General features: G+C 56.7%; 18 protein-coding genes. 15 read left to right on the forward strand and 3 right to left on the reverse strand.

What is annotated here, in order from left to right:
- Nucleotides 1-24: 24 nt before the first annotated feature.
- From OSH09_RS17170 to OSH09_RS17230, 13 genes are all read left to right on the forward strand, one after another.
- The gene (locus OSH09_RS17170; protein WP_266121664.1) at nt 25-879 is read left to right on the forward strand and encodes an alpha/beta fold hydrolase; all 855 of its coding nucleotides are present in this window, start codon (nt 25-27) and stop codon (nt 877-879) included.
- 1 nt (nt 880) lies between these two features.
- The gene (gene mhpD / locus OSH09_RS17175; protein ID WP_266121665.1) at nt 881-1,678 is read left to right on the forward strand and encodes a 2-keto-4-pentenoate hydratase; all 798 of its coding nucleotides are present in this window, start codon (nt 881-883) and stop codon (nt 1,676-1,678) included.
- A 25-nt stretch (nt 1,679-1,703) separates the two neighbouring features.
- Nucleotides 1,704-2,651, forward strand: coding sequence for an acetaldehyde dehydrogenase (acetylating) (locus OSH09_RS17180; RefSeq protein WP_266121666.1), 948 nt, complete (start codon nt 1,704-1,706; stop codon nt 2,649-2,651).
- 17 nt (nt 2,652-2,668) lie between these two features.
- Complete coding sequence (gene dmpG, locus OSH09_RS17185) at nt 2,669-3,703, forward strand: 4-hydroxy-2-oxovalerate aldolase (RefSeq protein ID WP_045930316.1); 1,035 nt, start codon at nt 2,669-2,671, stop codon at nt 3,701-3,703.
- Nucleotides 3,704-3,843: 140 nt separating this feature from the next.
- Nucleotides 3,844-5,088: a 3-(3-hydroxy-phenyl)propionate transporter MhpT gene (gene mhpT, locus OSH09_RS17190; protein ID WP_266121667.1), complete on the forward strand. Its 1,245-nt coding sequence runs from the start codon at nt 3,844-3,846 to the stop codon at nt 5,086-5,088.
- 299 nt (nt 5,089-5,387) lie between these two features.
- Nucleotides 5,388-6,008: a hypothetical protein gene (locus OSH09_RS17195; RefSeq protein ID WP_266121668.1), complete on the forward strand. Its 621-nt coding sequence runs from the start codon at nt 5,388-5,390 to the stop codon at nt 6,006-6,008.
- 88 nt (nt 6,009-6,096) lie between these two features.
- A complete protein-coding gene (locus tag OSH09_RS17200; protein ID WP_266121669.1) occupies nt 6,097-6,465 on the forward strand; it encodes a hypothetical protein in 369 nt (122 codons plus the stop codon).
- A 418-nt stretch (nt 6,466-6,883) separates the two neighbouring features.
- On the forward strand, nt 6,884-7,447 hold the full coding sequence (locus OSH09_RS17205) for a fimbrial protein (protein WP_266121670.1): 564 nt from the start codon (nt 6,884-6,886) through the stop codon (nt 7,445-7,447).
- Nucleotides 7,448-7,513: 66 nt separating this feature from the next.
- The gene (locus tag OSH09_RS17210) at nt 7,514-8,269 is read left to right on the forward strand and encodes a fimbrial biogenesis chaperone (RefSeq protein WP_266121671.1); all 756 of its coding nucleotides are present in this window, start codon (nt 7,514-7,516) and stop codon (nt 8,267-8,269) included.
- A gap of 129 nt (nt 8,270-8,398) precedes the next feature.
- A complete protein-coding gene (locus tag OSH09_RS17215) occupies nt 8,399-11,074 on the forward strand; it encodes a fimbria/pilus outer membrane usher protein (protein ID WP_266121672.1) in 2,676 nt (891 codons plus the stop codon).
- Nucleotides 11,075-11,100: 26 nt separating this feature from the next.
- A complete protein-coding gene (locus OSH09_RS17220; RefSeq protein WP_266121673.1) occupies nt 11,101-13,863 on the forward strand; it encodes an ATP-binding protein in 2,763 nt (920 codons plus the stop codon).
- Between the two features lie 96 nt (nt 13,864-13,959).
- On the forward strand, nt 13,960-17,103 hold the full coding sequence (locus tag OSH09_RS17225) for a hybrid sensor histidine kinase/response regulator (protein WP_266121674.1): 3,144 nt from the start codon (nt 13,960-13,962) through the stop codon (nt 17,101-17,103).
- A gap of 22 nt (nt 17,104-17,125) precedes the next feature.
- Entirely contained in the window at nt 17,126-17,785 is a 660-nt protein-coding gene (locus OSH09_RS17230; protein ID WP_266121675.1) for a response regulator, read from the forward strand.
- A gap of 32 nt (nt 17,786-17,817) precedes the next feature.
- Here the strand turns inward: OSH09_RS17230 and OSH09_RS17235 are convergent, their stop codons facing one another.
- On the reverse strand, nt 17,818-18,816 hold the full coding sequence (locus tag OSH09_RS17235) for an EAL domain-containing protein (protein ID WP_266121676.1): 999 nt from the start codon (nt 18,814-18,816) through the stop codon (nt 17,818-17,820).
- A gap of 160 nt (nt 18,817-18,976) precedes the next feature.
- A complete protein-coding gene (locus OSH09_RS17240) occupies nt 18,977-20,095 on the reverse strand; it encodes a fimbrial protein (protein WP_266121677.1) in 1,119 nt (372 codons plus the stop codon).
- 402 nt (nt 20,096-20,497) lie between these two features.
- Here OSH09_RS17240 and OSH09_RS17245 point away from each other — a divergent pair, with 402 nt between their 5' ends.
- Nucleotides 20,498-20,680: a hypothetical protein gene (locus tag OSH09_RS17245; RefSeq protein ID WP_003803240.1), complete on the forward strand. Its 183-nt coding sequence runs from the start codon at nt 20,498-20,500 to the stop codon at nt 20,678-20,680.
- Nucleotides 20,673-22,085 carry an amidase gene (locus OSH09_RS17250; RefSeq protein WP_266121678.1) on the forward strand — a complete coding sequence of 471 codons (1,413 nt, stop codon included), beginning with the start codon at nt 20,673-20,675 and terminating at the stop codon, nt 22,083-22,085. The genes OSH09_RS17245 and OSH09_RS17250 overlap by 8 nt, the downstream gene beginning before the upstream one ends.
- A gap of 373 nt (nt 22,086-22,458) precedes the next feature.
- On the opposite strand, the gene OSH09_RS17255 is transcribed toward OSH09_RS17250, so the two are convergent.
- On the reverse strand, nt 22,459-23,805 hold the full coding sequence (locus OSH09_RS17255) for an aminotransferase-like domain-containing protein (protein WP_266121679.1): 1,347 nt from the start codon (nt 23,803-23,805) through the stop codon (nt 22,459-22,461).
- Nucleotides 23,806-23,988: the final 183 nt, after the last annotated feature.

A 23,988-nucleotide genomic window follows, 5' to 3' on the forward strand; every position in this document is an offset into this window, starting at 1 on the left:
ACAACAAAACATCAGGAGATTGTCATGAGTCTGAATGAATCTGATTACAGCCGTTTCGCGACCGTGGTCGAGGAAGGCAAAGAACTGCGCATCCACTACAACGACCTGGGTCAGGGCGAACAGACGGTTGTCATGCTGCACGGCTCGGGCCCCGGTGCCACCGGCTGGGCCAACTTCAATCGCAATATTGAGTCGCTGACCCAGGCTGGTTATCGCGTCCTGCTGATCGACTGTCCTGGCTGGGGCAAGAGCGATTCCATTGTCAACAGCGGCTCGCGCTCCGACCTGAACGCCCGTGTGGTGAAAAACATTATTGACCAGTTGGGCATAGACAAAATCCACATGCTGGGCAACTCCATGGGCGGCCATAGCTCGGTTGCCTTTGCCCTGACCTGGCCTGAGCGCGTTGCCAAGCTGGTCCTGATGGGTGGCGGCACAGGTGGCATGAGCCTGTTTACCCCCATGCCCAGCGAAGGCATCAAGCTGCTGAACGGTCTTTACCGCGAACCCACGCTGGAAAACCTGAAGCGCTTTAACAATGTGTTCGTATTCGACGCCAGCGTGCTGACTGAAGAGCTGCTGCAGGCCCGTCTGAACAATATGCTCAGCCGCAAGGACCACCTGGAAAACTTCCTGAAGTCCCTGGAAGCCAATCCCCGCCAGTTCCCCGATTTCAGCCCGCGTCTACCCGGCATTACCGCCCCTACCCTGATCATATGGGGCCGTCAGGACCGTGTTGTACCTTTCGATACCGGCCTGCGTTTGCTGGCTGGCATTCCCAACTCCGAGTTGCACGTCTACAACCAGTGCGGTCACTGGGCGCAGTGGGAACATGCCGAGAAATTCAACCAGCTGGTTCTGGATTTCCTGGAGCGTTAAGATGAATACGGCATCCAGCGATCTGCTTGATACCCTGGCCAGCCGACTGCGCCAGGCCGAGAGCAGCAATCAGTCCATAGACCCGATTCGCAGCCTGATTGGTGAAGACAATGCCGAGGCGGCCTACACCATCCAACGCATCAATATTGCCCGTGGACTAGCCCAAGGTCGTCGCCTGACGGGCCGCAAGATTGGCCTGACCAACCCCAAGGTCCAGCAGCAACTGGGCGTGTCGCAACCCGACTTTGGCGCCCTGTTTGCCGACATGGCCTATGGCGATGGCGAAACCGTCCCTGTCGAACGTGTCCTGCAACCCAAGATCGAGGCCGAAATTGCCCTGGTACTGGAGCGCGACCTGCCCCATGCCGACACCAGCTTTGGCGATGTCGCCGCAGCAGTAGGCTGGGTCATGCCCTCTTTGGAAATCGTGGGCAGCCGCATTGCCAACTGGGATATCCGCTTTGTGGATACCGTGGCCGACAACGCCTCCAGCGGCCTGTACGTGCTGGGCGGCCCCGCCCGTCGCCTGGACGGCCTGGACCTGCGCAATGCCCGCATGAGCCTGCATCGCAATGGGGAACTGGCCTCCAGCGGCAGCGGTGCCGAATGCCTGGGCCACCCCTTTAATGCCGCCGCCTGGCTGGCCCGCACCATGGCCAAACTGGGCGAACCGCTACGGGCCGGCGATCTGATTCTGACCGGTGCATTAGGCCCTATGGCTCCCGTCGCCCCCGGCGATCACTTTGAAGCCGTGATCGAGGGCATAGGCTCGGTATCCGTCACCTTCAGCGCAGGCTAAGTCCTCTTTGTACGGAGTAACACACATGACAAACCCCAACGGCATTGCCGTCGCCATCATTGGCTCGGGCAATATCGGCACCGACCTGATGATCAAGGTGATGCGCCAAAGCAAACACCTGAAAATGGCCGCGATGGTCGGGATCGACCCGGCCTCCGATGGCCTGGCCCGTGCGGCCCGCCTTGGCGTGCCCACCACCCACGAAGGACTGGACGGGCTGTTGAAGCTGCCCAACTTCAAAGACATTCGCATTGTGTTTGATGCGACCAGCGCAGGAGCCCACGCCCGTCACAATGCCGTCCTGCAAGAGCATGGCATCCAGGTCATTGACCTGACCCCTGCGGCTATCGGCCCCTACACCATCCCGGTCGTGAACCTGGACGACAATCTGGAGGCGCCCAACATCAATATGGTCACCTGCGGCGGGCAAGCCACTGTCCCCATCATTGCAGCGGTCTCGCAGGTGACCCCCGTGCACTATGCCGAGATCATCGCCTCGATCTCGTCCAAATCCGCCGGTCCGGGCACCCGCGCCAATATTGACGAGTTCACTGAAACTACCAGTAAAGCCATGCAGGTCGTAGGCGGTGCCACCGTGGGCAAGGCCATTATTGTGCTCAACCCGGCCGAGCCGCCTTTGCTGATGCGCGATACCGTCTACACCCTCAGCGATCCGGGCAAGGAAGCGGAAATCGAGCAGTCCATCCAGCGCATGGCCGACAAGGTTCAGGCCTACGTGCCCGGCTATCGCCTCAAGCAAAAAGTGCAGTTCGATGTAATTCCCGAGGACAAGCCCATCAATGTGCCCGGTCTGGGATGGCGCTCCGGCCTGAAAACTTCGGTGTTTATCGAGGTGGAAGGCGCCGCACATTATCTGCCTGCCTATGCTGGCAACCTGGACATCATGACTAGTGCTGCGCTGGCCTGCGCCGAGCGACTGGCCCAAACCCGCCTGCTCACGCAAACCGCATGACACGCAAGGACATCACAATGGCACACGATCCCAACAAGAAGCTCTTTATTTCCGACGTGACCCTGCGCGACGGCAGCCACGCGGTGCGTCATCAATACAGCCTGCAAAACGCCATGGATATTGCCCGTGCCCTGGATCAGGCCAAGGTCGATTCCATCGAAGTGGCCCACGGCGACGGGCTGTGTGGCTCCAGCTTCAACTACGGTTTTGGCGCACACACCGACCTGGAATGGATTGAGGCCGTAGCCTCAGTCATTACCCATGCCAGGATTGCCACCTTGCTGCTGCCAGGCATTGGCACCATTCACGATCTGAAAGCCGCTTATGACGCCGGTGCCCGCATTGTGCGGGTGGCCACGCACTGTACCGAGGCCGACGTCAGCAAACAGTACATCGAATATGCCCGCAATCTGGGCATGGACACGGTGGGCTTTCTGATGATGAGCCACATGACTACGCCGCAACATTTGGCCGAACAAGCCAAGCTGATGGAAAGCTACGGGGCGACCTGCTGCTATGTGGTCGACTCGGGCGGGGCCTTGAACATGAACGATGTGCGCGACCGTTTCCGCGCCTTCAAGGATGTGCTCAAACCCGAAACCGAAACCGGCATTCACGCCCACCACAACCTGTCCCTGGGTGTGGCCAACAGCATTGTGGCCGTGGAGGAAGGCTGCGACCGCATTGATGCCAGCCTGGCAGGCATGGGGGCCGGAGCCGGCAATGCCCCGCTGGAAGTGTTTATTGCTGCCGCCGCACGCATGGGCTGGAACCATGGCACGGATCTGTACACCCTGATGGACGCAGCAGACGACATTGTGCGCCCCTTGCAGGATCGCCCAGTGCGCGTAGACCGCGAGACTCTGGCCCTGGGCTATGCAGGCGTATACAGCAGCTTCTTGCGTCACAGCGAAGTAGCCGCCCAGAAATACGGCCTGAAAACCGTGGACATTCTGGTCGAGCTGGGCAAGCGCCGCATGGTTGGCGGCCAGGAAGACATGATTGTGGACGTGGCTCTGGACTTGCTGCAACGACAAGCCGCGACGGCCTGACTCCGGAACTCTAAAAAAGCTCTACCCCGACTCACCGCCGCTTTAACACGCGGTGAGCGGATTTCTGCGCCCTGAATTCGGGGCGGGCAGGTCGCAGAAGCAATAAAAAAAACGTCCCGGTCAACCGAGGAGACATTGCAATGACACAAACCCACGGCCGCAGGCACGCGGTCATCACGGTGGCGATCTGCTTTCTGATCGCCGTTATCGAAGGCATGGATATTCAAGCTGCTGGCATTGCCGTTAAAGGCGTGGCAGCCGAGTTTGGACTGGATAAAACTTATCAGGGCTATTTTCTAAGCGCAGGCATTCTAGGGCTACTGCCCGGTTCCCTGATGGGCGGGCGCTGGGCAGATAAATACGGTCGCAAAGCCGTGTTGATTGCCTCGGTCGCCATCTTTGCCCTGTTTACCTTGTTCACCGCCTGGGTCAACAGCATGGCCACCCTGTTGCTGGTGCGCTTTCTGGCCGGTGCTGGTTTGGGCGCAGCCATGCCCAACCTGATCACCTTGGCTGCCGAGTCCGTCAAGCCCGAACACCGTGCCCGCGCCGTGGGCATGATGTATGCGGGCATGCCCGTTGGGGCAGCCATTTTATCGCTGGTCGCCGCTTCCAACTTTGGTGAAAACTGGAAAAATATCTTCTACCTGGGCGGCCTGCTGCCACTGCTCGTCATTCCTGTCATGGTGTGGCTGCTGCCCGAGTCACGCGAGTTTTTGCAAGCACGCCAGAATCGAACCATCGTACAAGGACGCTTCCAGGATCTGTTCAGCAATGGTCTGGCCACCCGCACCCTGCTCTTGTGGGTCAGCTATTTTTTCACGCTGATGGTGGTCTACCTGATGCTGAGCTGGCTTCCTTCCTTGTTCCAGGAACTGGGCTTTAGCCGCAAGCAAGGCAGCACAGCCCAATTCTGGTTCATGGTCAGCGCAACCGTGGGCACGGTCTTGTTGGGCTATCTGACCGACCGCTGGCACAAAACCCTGGTTATTGCACTGATGTACGGCGGTATTCTGGCTGGTCTGTTAAGCCTGAACGCTGCAGCCGGCCTGACACAAATGTATTGGGCCGCCGCACTGACGGGCGCTTTTGTGATTGGTTGCCAGGGCGTGCTGTATGCCTTTGGCGGTATTGTCTACCCCACCTCCGTGCGTGCCACCGGCGTCGGCACCGCTGCAGCCGTTGGCCGTATCGGCGCAACTCTGGGTCCAACCCTTGCTGGCATCTTGCTTAGCCAGGGATATGGAGCCGCTGGCGTCATCAGCTCGGCGATTCCCTGCATTATTGTTTCGGCCTTGTGCATGCTGCTGGTAGTACGTCAGATCAGTCAGGAACAATCACAAGCACCAGACAGACCAGGCTTGCCAGCCGCTACGAAAGCCTGAACGCGAGTCATCCTGCGGATTGGCCTTCCAAGCCACACAAGCAGTGTCCCATTTACTGCTTGCTCCTTGATAGGAAGAGCATAACAACAGACGCGCCAAACGGCGCGTCTGTTGATTTCAGCAATCGGTATTCTGCTTATCTCATCCTTTATGCTGGTCATCCCCACTGAGAATGAAAACAAGAATAAAGAATGGCGGGATACAATGGCCGACTGCTATTTGGCAGCCGATATTTTTATAGCCAGGCTTTGCGCTGCAGTAGAAAACAACAAGGTGCCTGGCCCTGCACGGAAACACGGATGATGGACACAGTAATTCTTCTTCTGGTCGCCGCGATCGCCCTGCACTTTGTGCGGGCACGGTATCAACGCGGACGCATTATCTTGCTGGGTCGCCACTTGAGCAGCTTCCATCTGGAACGCCATATGGAAACGCTGACGGAAGGCTATACCCGCGCGATTGGCGAACAGGACCCCTCACGCCAACTGCAGGTGTTGGAGATGTTTGCCCAGACCGAAAACGCGGTAGCTACCCAGATTCAATCCCTGGCCGATCTTCTGCAAAAAGAACCAGCAGAAAACACCCGAGTGGGCATGCTGCCCTTCTGTGTGCCCTATGCCGAACGCATTATCCCGTCAATGACGCGCGACTTCCGCCAGCTATTGCAGATTCATGCTGCCGGACTGCGTCATAGGGTGGACAACCCCGAACATCTGGACCCAAAAAGCCGGGCCTTTCATCTGTCCGCCGAGCTATACCTGTTTCAACATAGCTGCCACTGGTTCTGCAAGTCCCGCTCTGTGGCCGATGCACGCTTGCTGGCACGCCATAAGGTGACCCATCAAAAGGTTCTGGAGTCCGTTTCCACCCAAACCCGCAATGCCTATTTACACTGGCAGGAGCCCCCCGCCAGCAAATAAAAAAATGGGCTTGCCCTGACGCACCTGAAGATCGACTTGCACCTGCAGGCACAATCTGACTAGGATCAATCGGCCCCAGAACCACATTTTGAGTCAAGATATTGGTCGAGAATTTGCAACTAGGCAAGGCAAGTTTGGGCAACTCGGGCACTTGCACTGTGCTGGTCAAAGCCGCCATGGGGTCCACGAATCCATTAATACAAAGCTGGGCATTAGCCGTGCCTTTTTGATTGGCTGTCATAACGAGGACTTTATTGGCTTCAGTAAAGGTCAGTTTGCCGCCTTTATATACCTTGTCATCAATAACCACCAGTTCAAAACTATAGAACTGGGCCAGCGTGTAACTGGCCGTCAGGTCTCGGGACCTGAAACAGCTCGTCGACTGCGCTTGAGCCTGGCCTACCCCATCAGCCAGACAAGGGGCGACATCAGCACTTTAGTCCACGCGAACAACTGACGGGATAACTTCTGCTTCTTGAATAGATAGTTCCGCATATCGCGCTCCTCACTCACCAAAACTCGTTTTCGGCCCGGTTCCGAGCCAATTAATGATGAGATTTTAAAAGCTCGACTCATTTAATTATTTGAAATTATTCCTAGAGTACTTTATTTTTTTTATTAGATACTCGACTCCAATCACACCCAATAGTCAAGAACTGCAAAATCAGCAAACAATCCACTTGACAGAAAACAATTAAAAAAAGCCCGCTCAATTAATAGGACCACATTTTAAGAATAGTCCTAAATCTTTTCCCCGATTGATTTCCTAAACTTCAATTGTGCCCAAACAGAGCACACTCCTGGGAACCTTAGAGCGCCCCAAGGCGTACAACAAGGTTGCTTCGTTTGTCCAACAATCGGAAGTCAAATCAATCATGAAAAAGATCCTTTTCGGCCTCACTATCCTTTCCGCTTTTGCTGCTACCGGTGCCCAAGCCGAGCTCACGACTGCTGCCCGCGGCAACATCAACTTTGTAGGCAGCATCAACGCTGATAGCTGCACCGTGCGTTCTCCTGGTGCTTCCAGCTCTGGTGCCAACATGCTGGTCGATATGGGCCCTGTGTCGGCCAAGACTCTGGGCACTGAAGCGACGCCGGCTACCTCTGCTGGCGGCATCACATCGATCTCCAAAAACATCGATATGCAGATCGAATGTGCCACCGGCACCAAAGTTGAACTGAAGTTGGCTCCTACCACCACCTCCGGCAAGGGCATTGCAGTAACTGGCGGCGCACAAAACGTCCAGATCATGCTGGTCAGCGACCAAACCATTCTGGACTTCACCAGCGGCACCGCCAAGCTGGAAGCTCCTTACGCTGACGGCGCCATCAACATTCCTCTGACCGCCTACTACACCCGCAAGGCCGGTGCTGCAGTTGCTGATGTTGTCGGTGGCCAAGCCAACGCGACCGTTGCCTACGAGCTGTCTTACGAATAAGGCTGCTGAACCACTGGCGAAGGGTGATCCCTTTCGCCAGACCTAACCCCTCAAGGAGAATGAACCATGTCTATCTTAACTTTCAAGAAACTGGCTTTTGGATGTCTGGCCCTGAGCGCTGCGCTGTTGAGCAACCAGGCCCAGGCATCCATCTCCTTGAGCGGTACCCGCCTGATCCTGCCCGAGAAGCAGCAAGAAGCTTCCATTGTGGTTCGCAACGACAATTCACCCATCCTGGTTCAGTCCTGGCTGGAAACGAATACCGATCACGATCAAGCAGAACTACCCTTTGCCATTACCCCGGCACTGGTCAAAGTGGCCCCTAACGGCCAGCAAGTGATGCGTGTGCTCTATGCCGGTGGTGAACAGGGCCTGCCTCGTGACCGCGAAACCGTGCTCTGGCTGAACATCCAGGAAATCCCGCAACAGAGTCCCGGTGACAATCAGCTGCAAATAGCCATTCGCCAACGCATCAAATTATTTTTCCGTCCTGACGGTTTACCCGGTTCAGCCGCCCAGGCCCCTGCCGATTTGCAGTGGTCCGTGGTCAACGCTCAGGGCGCACCTATGCTGGAGATCCACAACCCCAGCGCTTACCACGTGTCCATGTCCACCCTGCGCACTGCCAAGGGCCAGGAAATGGAAGAGCCCGGCATGATTGCCCCTGGCCAGACCCGCCGCTTGCCCTTGGGTCGCTCCGGAGCACAAGACACCTTGCAGTTTCGTGCGATCAGTGACTACGGCAGCGCCGATCCCTATGAAGTTCGCCTGAACGGCCAAAGCAAAGTTCAGGCCCGCGCCTTGAGCTCGGACACCCCGTAAGCCGGCGGCACGACCCGCCGCCCACTCCCCGCGTCTCACGTCTGACCCTTTCGGCTACTGGCACCCGGCCAGTAGCAGGAGCCCTTGCACGTCTTCAAATCGTCAATCACGCCCCCAGGGTGCAGAGTCATGTTCACAAAAAACCATCTGTTCTGCCATCGCACTCATCCCATCAGCCGCCAGCCGCTGGCCGCGTTGCGGATTGCCTTGCTGCCCTGCATGGTATTTGCAGCTTGTGCTGCCCAGGCTCAGACGTCCTCCTCCGTTAACGTGCCCGCTCCCGAAGAAAACAAGGCTAAGCCTGTACAAGTCGCTGCTCTGGATAGCGGCGATTCCATGGCATTTAACATGGCCTTCCTGCAAGGCAACGCCTCCACCGCTGACTTGCGCACCTTACTCTCGAACAGCAACGTAGCTGAAGGCGTACAGCGCGTGGACCTGTACGTGAACCAGCAGCGTACCGGACGACGCGACATCACCTTCAAGCGCAACCCGCGTACCGACGAAAACGAGCCCTGCTTTAACAAGGACATGCTCGATCAGATCGGGGTTGATCTGAGCAAACTGCCCACTCCGGTGTCGACTGAATCCACCTGCTTGCGTCTGCCTGAGATTGTGCCCGACGCCACGGTGGTCTATGAAAGTGCCCAATTGCGTCTGCTGCTGAGCATCCCGCAGATCTACCTGAGCCCCAGCAAACGCGGTTATGTTGATCCTTCTTTGTGGGACTCGGGCCAGACGGCTGCCTTTGTGAACTACGGCGTCAATGTACGCCGCGATCAAAGTAAAGGCATGTCCTCCACCAACCACCTGAGCGCGGACCTGCGCATGGGTGTGAATATCGGCCCCTGGCGCGTACGCAACAACTCCTACTACACCTCGGGCACCAATCGTTCCAGCTCCTTTACCAGCCAGAACACCTACGCCCAGCGCGATATCGTGGCCCTGAAAAGCCAATTGCTGGCTGGGCAAACGTATACCCGCTCGCCACTGTTTGACAGTGTGCGTTTTATGGGTGTGCAAATGCTCTCGGACGAGGCTATGCGCCCCGACAGCGAGCAAGGCTACGCGCCGGTTATCCGTGGCACGGCCGAGAGCAATGCCACAGTAGAAGTGCGCCAGAACGGCTATGTGATCTACACCACCAACGTCGCCCCCGGTCCTTTTGCCATCAGTGACCTGGCACCCTCGGGCTCGAACGGTGATCTGGAAATCACTATTATCGAAGCCGATGGTTCGCGTCGCATCTTGCGCCAGGCATTCTCTGCACCGCCCTTGATGGTGCGTGAAGGCCGCCTGAGCTATGACATCGCCGCCGGTCAACTGCGCCTGAACGACGAAATGCAGGAGCGTCCCCACTTTGTCAGCGGCTCCATGCTGTATGGCGTCAGCGCCAACACCACCCTGGCCGCTGGGGTGCAAGTGTCCAAAGACTTCAATGCCTATTCCCTGGGGGTCGGCATGAATACCCAACTGGGTGCGGTCTCGCTGGATGCGACCCGCTCCACCAGTCGTGTCCAGGGCCAGCAATCCCAGGGCACCAGCATGAACCTGCGTTACAACAAGTTCATCGAGGCTACCGGCTCAAATGTATCCATCAATATGCGTCACGACTTGAGCCGTGGCTATCGCACCCTGGCCGATCACGTCACCGCCACTGAAGCGCCAGCGCACTTGCGCCTGTACGGTCAACGTGATTCGCGCCAGCGTATCGATGCCAATATCAGCCAACCTGTAGGCGGTGGAAATCTGTACCTGAGCGCTTCCTACAACAAGAACTGGGAGAACAACTCCTCCAACAGCTTGTCGGTGGGCTACAGCAACCATATCGGCAAGGTGAACTACAACCTGTCGTACACCCGTACCCGGAACCTGCAGTCTTCCTTTGGTCCTTCGCGCTCGCACGACAACGCTGTCATGCTGACTCTGAGCATTCCTCTGGGCAGCGGACAAAATGCACCGCAAAGCTTCACCACGGTCAGCCACGACAATAGTGGCAATGCTGTCCAGGCCGGTGCCAGCGGCCTGCTGCCTACCGATCACGAGATCAGCTACGCCGTTGCTGGTGGCCGCAGTGCTGCCGGTGAAAGCAGCGCCTCGGTCAACGTGGGAACGGCAACCTCCTTTGCCCGCATGAATGCCGGCTACTCTTATGGCAGTCAGCACAGCTCCGGCAATTTCTCGGCCAATGGTTCGGTTGTCGCGCATAGCGGTGGGGTGAATCTGGGGCAGGCGCTGGGTGAGACCATCATGCTGGCCAAAGTGGAGCCGCCTGTAGCCGGGGTAGGCGTGTCCAGCCACGCTGGTGTCAAGACCGGCTCGAACGGCTACGCCATCATCCCCAATGCCACCCCCTACCGCAGTAACCACGTCAGCCTGGATACACGCAACGCCCCGCGCAATGCCGAATTCGACAACACCGTACAGCAAATCGTCCCTACCCGCGGTGCGGTTGCCCTAGCCACCTTCAAGGCCGAGGTCGGTTACCGCGTACAGTTTGAATTGCGCGATGAACAAGGTGCAGCTTTGCCCTTTGGCGCCATGGTGCGGGATGCCGTCGGCCAGCAACTGGGCATGACCGACCCGCGTGGCCGTATTCTGACCATGATCTCCCCTGAACAAATGCGCGGCTATCTGGATATCAGCCGTAACGGCCAGTTGTGTCGTGCCCGCTACGAGCTGGCCGAACAAGCCGAGAGCCTGAACTATCAGTTGCTTCGCCTGAACTGTGTCAAGCGTGAACCCGATCCCATGCTGCCCGGCGATCTGGCCAAACAGGGCGCAAACCAGGACGGAACAGCATGAGGACCGTTCAGCTAACAGGCAGCCCCATGCGAGAGAACCTGCCCTGCATGCAGGTTCCTCGCTTTCCCAGCGTCTTGCTGGGTGCCTTGTCCTTAATCCTTATCCTGTGTGCCTCTTTGGGCACCGGGGCATATTTGTATGCATCGGCTACGCACCTGATTTCCGAGTATCGTCGGCAACTGAACGGCGCAGCCGACCACGCCCAATTATTTTTTGACCAGCGTGAGGTCCTGCTGCGCGCCGTGGCCGCGGCTGCGGTTTCTCCCGACACGGTGCTGCTCTCATCCAATAGTCACAATCTGGAGGCGCTCGACACGCCGAACAATGGCTCACCTGATCGCTATACCTTCTTGCTGACGCGCCGCCATTGGAATGCCATTCATCGAACAGGCACCCTACGCTACAGCGAGTTAAACCCCGCGCGGGACTACCGCCTGGAGAGCGACGGCCAGCGTCTGCACTGGGAACCACAAGTGGATGCCCTGGCCACGCGTCTAAGTACCATCAATAAAGAACCTCATGCTCGTCAGGTTTCCGTACTCTGGCTGCATCAGGACAATGACGCCCTTTCACAACTGGTTGCCTATACGCCCGTCGATCGAGATAATCGCCAGGGGGCCTGGCTGGGCCTGGAATTAAACAACATCGATCAGGTCCTAACCTTGACACCTCCACCAACCGGGACGGAGTACATTCTGTTCGATGTCCGCGGGCAAGCAGTCTTGTACAGCAGCGCTCCACCCGATGCTTCTGAATTGCGCTGGGTGCAACAAGACTATTTCGGTTTTGATGGCAAAGGCTGGCCCAAACATATCATCCTGAGCAAGTCCATTGGGACGGGCGGCCTGCGAGTACTCTACGCCCTGCCAACCAGGCAGTTGTTGCACGATGGCCGCAACGCCTTGATTACGGCCTTGCTGACCCTCACGGTCTTTACCACCGTTGTTCTGGTCGGCGCTTCCCTAATCCGGAGGCGCTTGTTGCTGCCTGCTCGCCAGCAGCAACAAAGCCTGGTCGATAGCGTGTCCTTGAATCGCAAGCTGGTTGCCATGGCTCCTGTCGGCCTGGCCCTGGTCGACGCACAAGGTAAAGTGGTTTTTCAAGAAAACCTGCAGGCACGCACCTGGATGCAAGGTGATGATCAATGGCGTACGCGCTTACCCGGTGAGCATGAGCCAAGCGCATGCACCGACGTTACCCTGAAGGATGGCCGCAGTGTACGTGTACATGCCATCAGCTTGAATTACCGCGGACATCCTGCGGCCCTGTGCTCCATTATTGACGTCACCACTGAAAAGGCCGAAGAGGCTGCCCTGCGCCACTCCCGCAAACTGGCGGAGAACGCCAATATCGCCAAAACTCAATTCCTGACCACCATGAGTCATGAAATCCGCACGCCCCTGTACGGAATTCTAGGGACGCTGGAGCTACTGTCTCTGTCCGAAAAACAACAACACCCTTCGCCCTATCTGGACACCTTGCGCCGCTCGGCCGAAACGCTGTTCCGAGTAGTAGGTGAGTCGCTGGACTTGTCCCGTATTGAAGCGGGGCACGTGACCCTGGAACCGCGCGAGTTCTGTGCGCAGGAGCAGGTGGATGAAATTATTGCAGCGTTTGCTGCAACCGCACAAAACAAGGGCTTGCTACTATATTCCATCACCCCTGTCAGGGCCTTGGTCCCCACTATCGGTGACCCCCTGAAGATTCGCCAGATTCTGAGCAACCTGATCAGCAATGCCATCAAGTTCACCACTTCTGGCCATGTGGTGCTGCGTCTGCATACTGAGCCCCAGCCGGGTAATCGCTTGTCACTGCGGTTTCAGATTACGGACTCCGGACAGGGCATCAGTGCAGAGGTTCTGCCCAAACTATTCCTGCCCTATTTCAGTCTTAACGAAGGCGGCACCAACAAGCAGCCTGGCACGGGTCTGGGCTTGCCCATTTGTCAGCGCCTGGCCAGCCTGATGGGTGGCTCCCTGTCCGTGGTCAGTGAACCGGGCCTGGGCACCAGTATCACGTTCGAAGTGATTTTGCCTGTGGCCTCACCGCCCGGCACAGCTCCGACGCCCGGATCCCAATTGGCGTTCCGCCCCGTCTATGTGACTGGAGACATCCCGGAAATTGTCTCCAACGTCAGCAAATGGCTCCGTCATTGGGGTGCCTATGCCCTGCCCTACACCGGACAAGTCGCCAAACCGGGGGCTGTACTGGTGCATAGCTGGCCGTCTTTTGCCACCAGTACACCTGAGTGGACAGGCCGCCAGGTCATGGTTCAACCCAATACCCAGACCCAAGCCCCTCAAGCCGACAATCCCGACCGCTTCTACACCGCCTCGACTGCCATGGAACATATCATGCAAGCGGTGCAGCAGGCTCAAGCGCTGGATTGCGCGCCCCAGCCGGCCAAAGAGGCATTAAAGCCTTCCATGCGCACCCAACATGTACTGGTCGTGGATGACAACCCGGTTAACCGGCAAATTCTTCAGGAGCAATTGACTTTGTTGGGCTGCACTACTCATCTGGAAGCCAGCGGCGAAGCCGCCTTGACACTGGCAAACAAAGATCAATTTGATATTGTGTTTACAGACCTGTTCATGCCCGGCATGGACGGCTACTCTCTGGCCCGTGCCCTGCGCGCGGAAGGGTACCAGGGACGCATTATTGGCATTACCGCCAATGCCATTTTGGATAAAGACAAAGAATGGTCCGCTGCAGGTATGGATGCCCTGCTGATCAAACCTCTGCCCATGGCCACCTTGCGCGATAGCCTGCAGCCTCCGACCCTCTAAACCAGCCCGATTACCCACAAATGCTACGTCGCTACCGCGGCGCAGGGCGGTATGATACGGCAGGAATTGCCCAAATCGGCGACCTCACGGAGAACCATGGCCAACTCACCTTTTAATCGTATGACGCGACGCTCGCGTGGACACACGCGACTATTGCTCAGCGTTATTCCTGTTTCCTTCGTTTTGCTGGGCGCTCTGGTCGTCGGCGGCCAGCATTTTTTTAGCCAGGAGCGCCATCGTCTGAAATCCGATTTCGCCGTGACGGTGGCCTATATCCACGAACAGGAACGATTTTTGGCGCAGCTCAAGGCTGATGCTGCCAAACTGCAGGCCGGGCCAGAGCCGGAACCACCGCCGGTAGAAAGCGGCCGCTCCGTGAATATCTGGCGGCCCACCGCCAGCGTCTCCTTTTCCATGATTTGCGAGCAGCACTGCCGCGCCCCCAAAGAGGCCTACGGAACCTTGGGGGCCGATCTGGCCGACAGCTTTGCGTCCTTTTGGGCCAGATCCTACTTCCCGTCCGGCTACTTGTTCCTGTTCCATCCCGACATGGAGGACAGCCTGAGCATTCCGGAGCTGGAATCCTCCCGCACGGATACGGTCTTGCCCATTGCGTCGCACAAGGAAGCACGTGAACATATTCAACCGTCAAGCACTCCCTTATCCGGCCCGCAGCCGGTGAAATGGGTTTCCTTGCCCGAGCACCCTTTGCATATGCTGGGCATCATCCCGATTGCCTTGCCCGGCCTGCCCGTACCGGGTGCAGACCCTGCCCGATTCCAGGCCATGAGTCTGTTTGACAAGGGCAGGTTGCGGGAATTTTTCAATCAGTCCGAAGCACCTGTCGGCTATCGGTTCTGGCTGCACCATACCCAGCAGGGATTGCTGATCGGTAAAAACGACTCCCCTGATTTGCAGCACGATGGTTTTAGCATCAGTTGGCGGGGCCTGGCCTTTCAAATGAGCGATCCCTCCGGTACCTGGACAGGGCGCTACCTGATCAGCCCCAGTCAGTTGCTGAACAGCACGTGGGTGCCCCTGGGCACGGTCGCATTTTTATTGTTGAGTTTGCTGGGCGGCATGGCTTATGCCCGCTGGTACGGGCGCCGTGTGGTGGAACCAGCACGTCAGGCCCAACGTGCGCTGCTGGAGAGCCGGGACTTCAACCGCAGCATTATTGCTACTTCGCCGGTAGCCCTGTGCGTGATCAACAAAGAAAGGCGACAGATTATTTTTGGCAATGCCCAGGCCCTGGAATGGCTGGGGCTGGATGCGGGGGATGTAGTACCTGAACAGGCACCCCTGGCCTTAGCCCTGAACGCCTTGCAGCAACAGGGAGCGCAGGCCACCGAAGGCAAAGTAGATTTAGCAGATGGACGCAGCCTGCATTTGGCCTGCGCACCCAGCCGCTATCATGAGCAGGACGTTCTGCTGTGTGTGTTGATGGACCTGACGGCACAAGAAGAAATCCAGCGTGAACTGCAACGCGCGCGCGCGGCCGCCGATGAAGCCAGTACGGCCAAGTCCGCTTTCCTGGCCACGATGAGTCATGAGATTCGCACGCCCCTGTACGGAGTTTTGGGCTCCCTGGAGTTGCTGTCCATGACCGAATTAAATAGCCAGCAACATCAACAGGTAGACCGAATTCAAGGTGCCTCGCGCCAGTTGTTGCAGATCATCAGTGACATTCTGGATATCAGCCGGATTGAGGCGGGCCAGACCCATGTGCAATCTGTGCCCCTGGACCCGGTTGCTTTAGTACAGGATTGCACCGCCACCTATACCGCCATGGCCCAGCAAAAAAACCTGCTGCTGTTTTGCCGTGTAGACCCGGATGTACCCCCTTGCGTCTTAGGCGATCCACTACACATACGTCAGATCCTGAGCAATCTGATCAGCAATGCCATCAAGTTCACCCAGGCCGGCCACATTATTGTGCGATTGCGTCTTGAGCAAATTGCCCAAGGCAAAGCCCAATTAATGTTTCAGGTGGCTGACAGTGGTGTGGGCATTGAGCACGAACGACAGGACAAACTGTTTACCCCCTTTTATGTCGCCCATGCGGGCGAGCACACCATACGCGGAGCTGGCTTGGGCCTGTCCATCTGTGCCCGTCTGGCCGAACTGATGAACAGTCAGATTCAGTTAACCAGTGAGCCAGGACTGGGCAGCAGTTTCTCCTTTACGCTGAACCTGGACATAGAGCCAAAAGCGATCGAAACCCGCCCTGCCCCAAACCTGCATGGCATGAAGCTGCATGTGCGAACACCCCATGCCGAATTGTCCGAGTCGATCTGCAATTGGCTCATCCGCTGGAATGCCCAGGCACAAGCCCTGCTGCCCAACAATTCCCTGACAGGACAGGCCGAGGAGATCTTGCTGGATGTGATGATGCCCGGCAGCAAGCCGGTGCCTCATTGGCTCGGCCCCTACGTCAGTGTCTCGGCACGCGATGGCAGTAGCACCTTGCCCGAGGCGGATGGCACCAGTCCCGAAAGCATCGCCCTCTCCCTGGAGCACTGGCAGGCACAACAACACACCACGCCTGCTCAGATCATGGAGTCCGCGCCACCCGCCAAAGCAGCGATCAAGCCCCCCAGTCGCCCTGGCCTGCATGTGCTGGTCGCAGAAGACAACCCGCTCAATCAGGCGACCTTGCGTGAACAGTTGGAACGTTTGGGATACCAGGTGACCCTGGCTCAAGATGGCGAAGAAGCCTTGAGTCTTTGGGATGGCAACATCCATGATCTGCTGCTGACAGACGTCAATATGCCCAACATGACGGGCTACGAGTTGGCCCGACGTCTGCGTGCTCAAGGCATGAATGCACCCATCATTGGTATTACCGCCAACGCCATGCGCGACGAAGCCCAGCGCTGTACGCAGAGCGGCATGAATGCATGCCTGGTCAAGCCCATGAATCTGGCCACCCTGAGCAGTCTGCTGGAATCGTTAGCCCGCTCACCTGTGCCCAAACGCTACCGGGAGATTTTCCGCAGCACCATGAGCAAGGATTTACAGACTCTGGAACAAGCCCTGCAAGAGCAAAATGCGGCGCAAAGCCAGGCCGTCTTGCATCGTATGGCTGGAGCACTGGTGGTAATGGGTCTGCATGAAATCGCTGACAGAGTGAAAGAACTGGAACAGAATTTCAGGCAAAATACTCAACAAACTGAAACACAAGTTCATACAGCCGCTGCCGTGTGCCAAGCACTACGCGAGTTGATTGAACAAGTCTAGCAAAACAGGCAAGGAAACCCGAATGCCCGCCATTCAGAAACTGCGCGTCATCATTGCAGACGATCACCCATTGATCTTGATGGGGATACGCGAGCTGCTGAGCCGCGATATCAACCTGAGCGTTGAAGCCGTAGCAGCCAGCCCCTCGGGGCTGGTCGAGCACCTGCAGAAAAACCAGGCCGATACCATCATTACCGATTACTCCATGCCCGGCGACGAGCAGTATGGCGACGGGATGCGCTTCATTTCTTATCTACGGCGCCACTTCCCCGACGTCAAACTGATTGTGCTGACCATGGTGTCCAACCCCATGATTATTTCTTCTTTGTACGATGCTGGCGTACAAGGAGTTGTCCTTAAACAGGACGAGCTCTCTGAAGTTCTGGTCGCCCTGCACTTGTTGCGTCAAGGCGTAAAGTACTACCCGGCCAATTTCAAGCAGGATACCCCAAAAGACGTGCTGTCCAGCTCGGTACAGGAACGTCTGAAATCCCTGAGCCCCCGAGAATTTGAGGTCCTGCGCCTGTTTGCCATGGGGGACTCCATCAGCGCCATTGCCGAGCAATTGAACCGCAGCATCAAAACCATCAGTGCACAAAAAGCATCGGCCATGCGCAAGCTCAATGTGCATAACAACCAGGACCTGATTGCGTTCTGTACCCAGAACAATCTGTTCTCCTGAATACGCACAAGGCACAGCCGGGCATGCTTGATTCATGTCGCCCAACGCTGACGCATCCACATATCCAGCTCAAAGGCTGGAGTGGGTTTGGCGAACAGATAGCCTTGGGCATAATCACAGCCCATTTGTCGTAAGCAATCCAGATCCTCCTGCTGCTCTACTCCTTCAGCGGTAACTCGCAGGCCACGCTCCTTGGCCACCCGGATCCAGCCGTGCACCTGTTCGATCTGTTCGCGACTGTGCGCCAAGCCATTCACACTTTGCCGGTCCAGTTTGAGCTCTGAAAACGGGGTTGACATCAAACGTTCCATTGAGCTGTGGGCCACCCCGGCATCATCTTGCGCCAGCCCAAAGCCCATCGCCACCAGGCGTGAAGCCCCTAAAAACAAGGCGCAAGGCGTCCGGGTGTTGGAGTCTTCCAGCAACTCCAACGTAATCTGGCTGGCCTGCCCCTGCTGTTCCTGTACACAGGCCATCAAACGATCTGGCAGGCTGACATCATCGAGCAAATGAGTGGGCAGATTCACTGCAACAGGCACCGCCAAACCCTGACGACGCCAATAGGCCTGCAAACCTATTACCTCTTGCAGCATATGCAAGAGCAAAGCCTCATCCAGGCCATGCTCACTGAACCAGGGCAAAAACACATCGGGTGACAAGACACCCCATTGAGGGTGACGCCAGCGCGCCAGGGCCTCCAACGCAACCAACTGTTGGGAATGCACCGAGACCTTGGGCTGCAGCCACGCCTGAACCTGCTCCTTTCGCAAGGCATCGAGCAAAACGGCCCGCGTAATCAACATCCCACCCTGTTCAGCCTGAGCGCACACGCTACGGCCCGAAAAGCCGTAAGGCCGGACTATGCGGCTGCTCAAGGCCTTGCTGTCTACCGGTGTTGCGCTTGTATTGGCAGAACGCCCGACAGCAGGGACAATGCGCCGTGGCATCCACAAGCCGGACTCCGAGCGAAGCTGACCAAGCAAGTTCATCACCATCGTAGGTGGCATGTGAGAAGTGGATGGTGCGAACATGAATGTCCCCGGCTAACAATGAACAGACTGGAAGTTCCAGGCCAGAACCGATAACTGAGATCGTAAAATTTTCTGCGGGCTACTGGCCTAGGAATAGTCTGAAAACCCCAGCCCTTGCCAGTACGGCCCGCTCTTTGTATGAACGGATGCCATCCCAGGCCTAGTCATACATGAAAGTGACCACGGCCTCGGCCTGCAAACTGCCTGGTGTCACCGTGCCGCTTTGCACATTGGGCAATTGCACGTACTGGGCGGTGATAGGCAAATGCATATCAGATAAAGAGCTGCTTGTTGGCCCTTCCACAACAGGAGGCCGGTCCGGCAAAGTGGAACCTACAGGCGCAGGACCAAACCCGATTGGCTGCTGGCTATCCCGGTGATACAGACGCACACCAACCGACGGATGTGAAGAACGCAAATAACTCTTGGGCTCCGAACTGGCACGAGTATCGGTAAAAAAGGCCTTGATTGTGGTGCCTGCCGGACAACCGCGGCCTACCAGTTCAAACTTCTGTTCAGCGATCCTCCCCTCGCTGCGACTGCTGCCATACGCGGCCAACTGCGAGAGGGTGATGGGTGGCATGGACACCACCCGGTTCAGGTCCGCCGACGAACAGGTAGGAGCTGGAGGTTTGGGCATTTCCGGGATTCCCCCCCCATTAACCAAGGGAGTCAGCAAATCAAGCATTCCATTCTTGCAAATTGTCTTCCCACCGTTTTCACCTATCCGAGAAACAACAGCACGAATGGCCTGCTCATTGCTGACCACCAGTTTTCCACCTTTATATTTTTCCGCATCGATCACCACAATTTCGTATTTGAAATAATAAGTAATCGTATAGCTTCTGGGGCCTTCTCCAATCAACATCCCCCCCATATAAGGAACAGAAACCGGGGTTCCGTTAGGACGGACAGAAGAGGCAGTAAAAGCGTAAATACTATGAAATCCATTCCAGGAAACTCGTACTCCCACACCTGGTGTTTTGGGCATGGGAATAGCGTTATAGGGGTGAGCACGACCATTCACCCCCCCTGCATCCACACTGGCTTTTCGCTCGTGTGGCGAATAAAAGAATGTCGAGTTTGTCAATGCCGAGGCTATTATCTGACCGTTAGAGAACCCATTTCCATAAGGCTCTACTTTCCAGTCATATAAATTCAAACCCGTATTTCTTAGGCAATCCTCATTAACCTGAGCAATAACATTCACGGCAAAGCAGGGGAAAAAAATGGCCACCAGCATTGAACACAACTTACTTTTGCGCTTTTTATTTCTCATGGGATTGCCTTTTTTTAAATAGGTATGTAAAAAGACCCAGATACAATTTCACCAACTCATACCCCAACAAACCATAAGACTATTCCGATAGTGCTTTTCACCCACCGTCTAAACCTGTGACCCAAGCCGGCTCAAGAGCACAGTTTAGGGACAGGAAAGCTGCAAAATCGAGCTGTCTCTCCCGCCCCCGACGCCCTCTGGTAAACCCCAGTATGTTTAGGCATCAATATTTTGTAGATTGAAAAAGCAGACATCTGAGTCTGCTAAAACAGTTGTATGCGCTGCCAACGTTGCCAGTGACATGCAGGCAATAAAGCCTCATTCCCTTTCACAAGGGGTGGGGCTTTTTTTGTGCGCGTCATTTGCGCATGCACGGTTTTGAAAACGATAAGGAGAGGACAAATGACTGTAAGTGTCAAAGACACCCTGGCTGCAAAAGGAATACACCCCAGTCCCGAACATCTGGCCAAGCTGGAGACCAAATGGCGCGAGATTCAAGCCATGAAGGGCAATCTGGAAGGTATTGCCATTGACGATGCCGACCTTGCCATCAAACACCTGGCCGGAGGGGATCACCATGAATAAGGAATTGCTGGAACTAAGCGTCATTGAACTGGCGGACAAACTGCGCAACAAGGCTGTTTCCCCTGTCGAAGTGACCGACAATCTACTAGCCTACATCGACAAGTCGAACCCACAGACCAACGCCTACATCTCCGTCACCGCCGAGCAGGCCAGAAACAGTGCCACGCAAGCCGAACAGGACATCATGGCCGGCAAGTACAAGGGCGTGTTCCATGGCGTGCCCCTGGCGCTGAAAGACAATATCTACTTTGCGAACGAGGTCACCACCATGGCCTCCAAGATTCACAAAGACTTTATCTCCAAGGACGACGCCACCGTTGCCACCAAGCTGCGCGATGCCGGGGTGATCTTCACCGGCAAGCTGAACATGCACGAGTATGCCTGGGGCATCGACAACAACAACCCGCACTTTGGTGCCGTGCATAACCCCTGGAATCCCGACCGCGTCCCCGGCGGCTCCAGCGGTGGATCCGGCGCCGCCGTTGCCTCCCACAGCTCCTACAACACGCTGGGTACTGACACGGCCGGTTCCATTCGCATCCCGTCGGCCGCTTGCGGCATCGTGGGCCTAAAACCCACGCACGGACGCGTCAGTAAATTTGGCGTCTACCCACTGGCCTGGACCCTGGACCACGTTGGCCCCATGTCCAAAACCGTAGCAGACGCAGCCGCGATGCTGGAAGTGATTGCCGGTTTTGATCCCCGCGACCCGACCTGCGCCAACGTCCCTGTCGGCTCCTACCTGAGCGCTCTGAACGGCAACGTCAAAGGTCTGCGCATCGGCATCATCGAAGACTACTTCTTCAAGAACGTCGACTCCGGCATTGAAAAAGTCATCCGCGACCGCCTGGCCGACCTGGAAAAACAGGGCGCCAAGGTCATCCCCCTGAACGTGCCTGCCCTGCGCTACTCCGAATGGGCCGAGTTGGCCGTCAGCCTGACCGAGGCGGCGACCATCCACCACCAGGACCTGATCAAACGCCCAGAAGACTTTGGCGGTGACATTCGCTTCCTGTTTGAACTGGGCGAACTGTTCAGCGGCATCGACTACCTGCAAGCCCAGCAAGTACGCCGCGCCCTCAAACAGCAATTTACCGGCACCTTCAGCGACGTAGACGTCATCATCGCCCCCACCCTGCCTTGCCAGGTACCGGACATTGGCGTGGATACCGTCAACATCAATGGAAAAACACTGGACTTCATCGACGAAGGCATCCGCTTTACCGGCCCCAGCAACCTGACCGGTCTGCCGGCCGTCACGGTGCCTGCCGGTATCGCCAACGGCATGCCCGTAGGCCTGCAAATCATCGGACCTGCCTTTGAAGAGGCACGCATTCTGAACGTGGCCTACGCCGTGGAATCGATGAAACCCCTGGCAGGACACCAACCCGCTCTGAAGCCTTAAGCCGACCCCGACCCCACCTGTATGCATAGGCAAACGGGGCCGGTTTTTTACACCAACAAGCCAGAACGCCACACCGGCATTCTGGCTTGTTCTTTATGTATTTCCCAAGCCCCTCAAGCCCGCCGCTCGGCCAATCGGCGGGTCAGAGTCATTGCCGCAGGCGAACCATTGCGCAGGGATGCAAGCGCCCTTCTGTTTGACGGGGACGCTTGTGGCTGGTCCGGGGGACCAGTCCCCCCCGGAGTTAAGGGCGCGCCCGGAGCAATGGTACGCCAAGGGCACCGGTGCGCAGCACCGGCAAGGGCTCAGCCGATTGGCCGAGCGGCGGGCTTGAGGGGCGTCTTTGCAAAAAAACCCAGATACTGGCCAAGAATCAAGCTCCCCCACTCACATCCAGACAATCAAACACCTCAGGCATCAGATGCGCCACATTCAATCGCGTCCTGTCCTTGAACTCCTTGCTGACAGCAAACGCACTGCCTGGCATCAGCAGAACTCCTTTGCTCTCCAGCCGCTGAATAAAGTCCGTCAAATCCGGCAGATCCGGATGCCGAATCCACAAGAACATCCCACCTTGCGACTGCACCTCGAACTCCCAGCCGTATTCTTTCAGCACCTTTTGCGCAATTTGCTGATGCGTCATCAACTGTCGTTGAATCGCCTGCGTGTGCTTGGCATAGGTGCCATCGGCCAGAATCGTATTCACAAAACGCTCGCAAAACCCCGGTATGGCCACACTGGTCAGCAATTTCAGACGAAGCAAGGACTCCATCAACCTCGGCCCACAAGCCAGATACCCGATCCGCAAGGAAGCCGACAGCGACTTGGAGAAACTACCTATATAGACCACATGCTCAAAATCCCCCAACCCCGCAAACGTCTGACGCACACCAGGGAAAAAATCCCCATACACATCATCTTCCACAATCAGAAAATCGTGTTCGGCTGCGCGCTTTACCACTTCAAAAGCCACCTTGGGACTTAAACCCGCACCCGTTGGATTATGAAAAGTGCTATTGCAAAAAAAAGCCCGCACTTTATGAGTCTGCAAAATACGATCCAGCGCCGCCACATCGGGCCCATCCGCCAGACGGGGAACCCCGACAGGTATCCCACCGCACAAACGAATCAGCTTGATCAAATTACTGCTGCAAGGCTCATCCACCAGAACATGATCCCCAGCGCGAATTACCGTGCGCGAGATCAGATCCAAGGCTTGGGTTGCCCCCAGGGTCGTCAAAATCTGCTGAGGGGAAACCTGAATCAAGGTCGATTGACGCAGCAACAGGGACAACTGCTTGCGTAGCGGCAGATAACCATGAATATCGCCATACTCCACCAAACCACTACGACCAGATCGGGCCGTTTTGCGTATGGCCTTGGCCAGCGCATCCGTATCCCGCCAAGGCAGGGGCAACCAACCACAGCCCAGCTTGCACTGCTCGGGCTTGGCCTGCAGCAGTTTAAATAAGGGATCCATCGGAGCTTCGGAAGACAGGATGGGCAGGTCCTCGTTCAAACCGGACCAGCGGGCCACGAAATAACCGCAGCCTTGCAAGGCCTCCAGCATGCCCTCGCCCACCAAACGAGTATATGCACTGACGACGGTGTGATGGCTCAAGCCCTCCATTGCCATCATCTTGCGAATCGAAGGTAATTGCTGCCCCGCCGCCCACTCGCCCTGGAGGATGGCGTCCTTCAAACGCTCGTGAAAATCCATGCCTGCCTGCTCCCCAAACACTGTTAGAAAAAATTAGCTAACAGTTTTCAGAATAGTACACCGACTGTTCGAGACAGGTGCACCCGACAAGGCCAAAATCACCACAAGCATTTTCTCCCTCACACGCAGAAAGCGCTGCATCACACTTCCACTGTTCCTGACTGCACTATCAGCTTCAATATC

Source organism: Alcaligenes parafaecalis (assembly GCF_026344135.1).
Taxonomy (GTDB): domain Bacteria; phylum Pseudomonadota; class Gammaproteobacteria; order Burkholderiales; family Burkholderiaceae_B; genus Alcaligenes; species Alcaligenes parafaecalis.

Bases quoted from the DNA above. Each gene is read 5' to 3' on its own strand.
- OSH09_RS17240 (WP_266121677.1), bottom strand. From the start codon at position 20,095: ATGAGAAATAAAAAGCGCAAAAGTAAGTTGTGTTCAATGCTGGTGGCC.
- OSH09_RS17205 (WP_266121670.1), top strand. From the start codon at position 6,884: ATGAAAAAGATCCTTTTCGGCCTCACTATCCTTTCCGCTTTTGCTGCT.
- OSH09_RS17220 (WP_266121673.1), top strand. From the start codon at position 11,101: ATGCGAGAGAACCTGCCCTGCATGCAGGTTCCTCGCTTTCCCAGCGTC.
- OSH09_RS17230 (WP_266121675.1), top strand. From the start codon at position 17,126: ATGCCCGCCATTCAGAAACTGCGCGTCATCATTGCAGACGATCACCCA.
- mhpD (WP_266121665.1), top strand. From the start codon at position 881: ATGAATACGGCATCCAGCGATCTGCTTGATACCCTGGCCAGCCGACTG.
- OSH09_RS17250 (WP_266121678.1), top strand. From the start codon at position 20,673: ATGAATAAGGAATTGCTGGAACTAAGCGTCATTGAACTGGCGGACAAA.
- OSH09_RS17215 (WP_266121672.1), top strand. From the start codon at position 8,399: ATGTTCACAAAAAACCATCTGTTCTGCCATCGCACTCATCCCATCAGC.
- OSH09_RS17195 (WP_266121668.1), top strand. From the start codon at position 5,388: ATGATGGACACAGTAATTCTTCTTCTGGTCGCCGCGATCGCCCTGCAC.
- OSH09_RS17210 (WP_266121671.1), top strand. From the start codon at position 7,514: ATGTCTATCTTAACTTTCAAGAAACTGGCTTTTGGATGTCTGGCCCTG.
- OSH09_RS17170 (WP_266121664.1), top strand. From the start codon at position 25: ATGAGTCTGAATGAATCTGATTACAGCCGTTTCGCGACCGTGGTCGAG.
- OSH09_RS17245 (WP_003803240.1), top strand. From the start codon at position 20,498: ATGACTGTAAGTGTCAAAGACACCCTGGCTGCAAAAGGAATACACCCC.
- OSH09_RS17225 (WP_266121674.1), top strand. From the start codon at position 13,960: ATGGCCAACTCACCTTTTAATCGTATGACGCGACGCTCGCGTGGACAC.
- OSH09_RS17180 (WP_266121666.1), top strand. From the start codon at position 1,704: ATGACAAACCCCAACGGCATTGCCGTCGCCATCATTGGCTCGGGCAAT.
- OSH09_RS17255 (WP_266121679.1), bottom strand. From the start codon at position 23,805: ATGGATTTTCACGAGCGTTTGAAGGACGCCATCCTCCAGGGCGAGTGG.
- dmpG (WP_045930316.1), top strand. From the start codon at position 2,669: ATGGCACACGATCCCAACAAGAAGCTCTTTATTTCCGACGTGACCCTG.
- mhpT (WP_266121667.1), top strand. From the start codon at position 3,844: ATGACACAAACCCACGGCCGCAGGCACGCGGTCATCACGGTGGCGATC.
- OSH09_RS17235 (WP_266121676.1), bottom strand. From the start codon at position 18,816: ATGTTCGCACCATCCACTTCTCACATGCCACCTACGATGGTGATGAAC.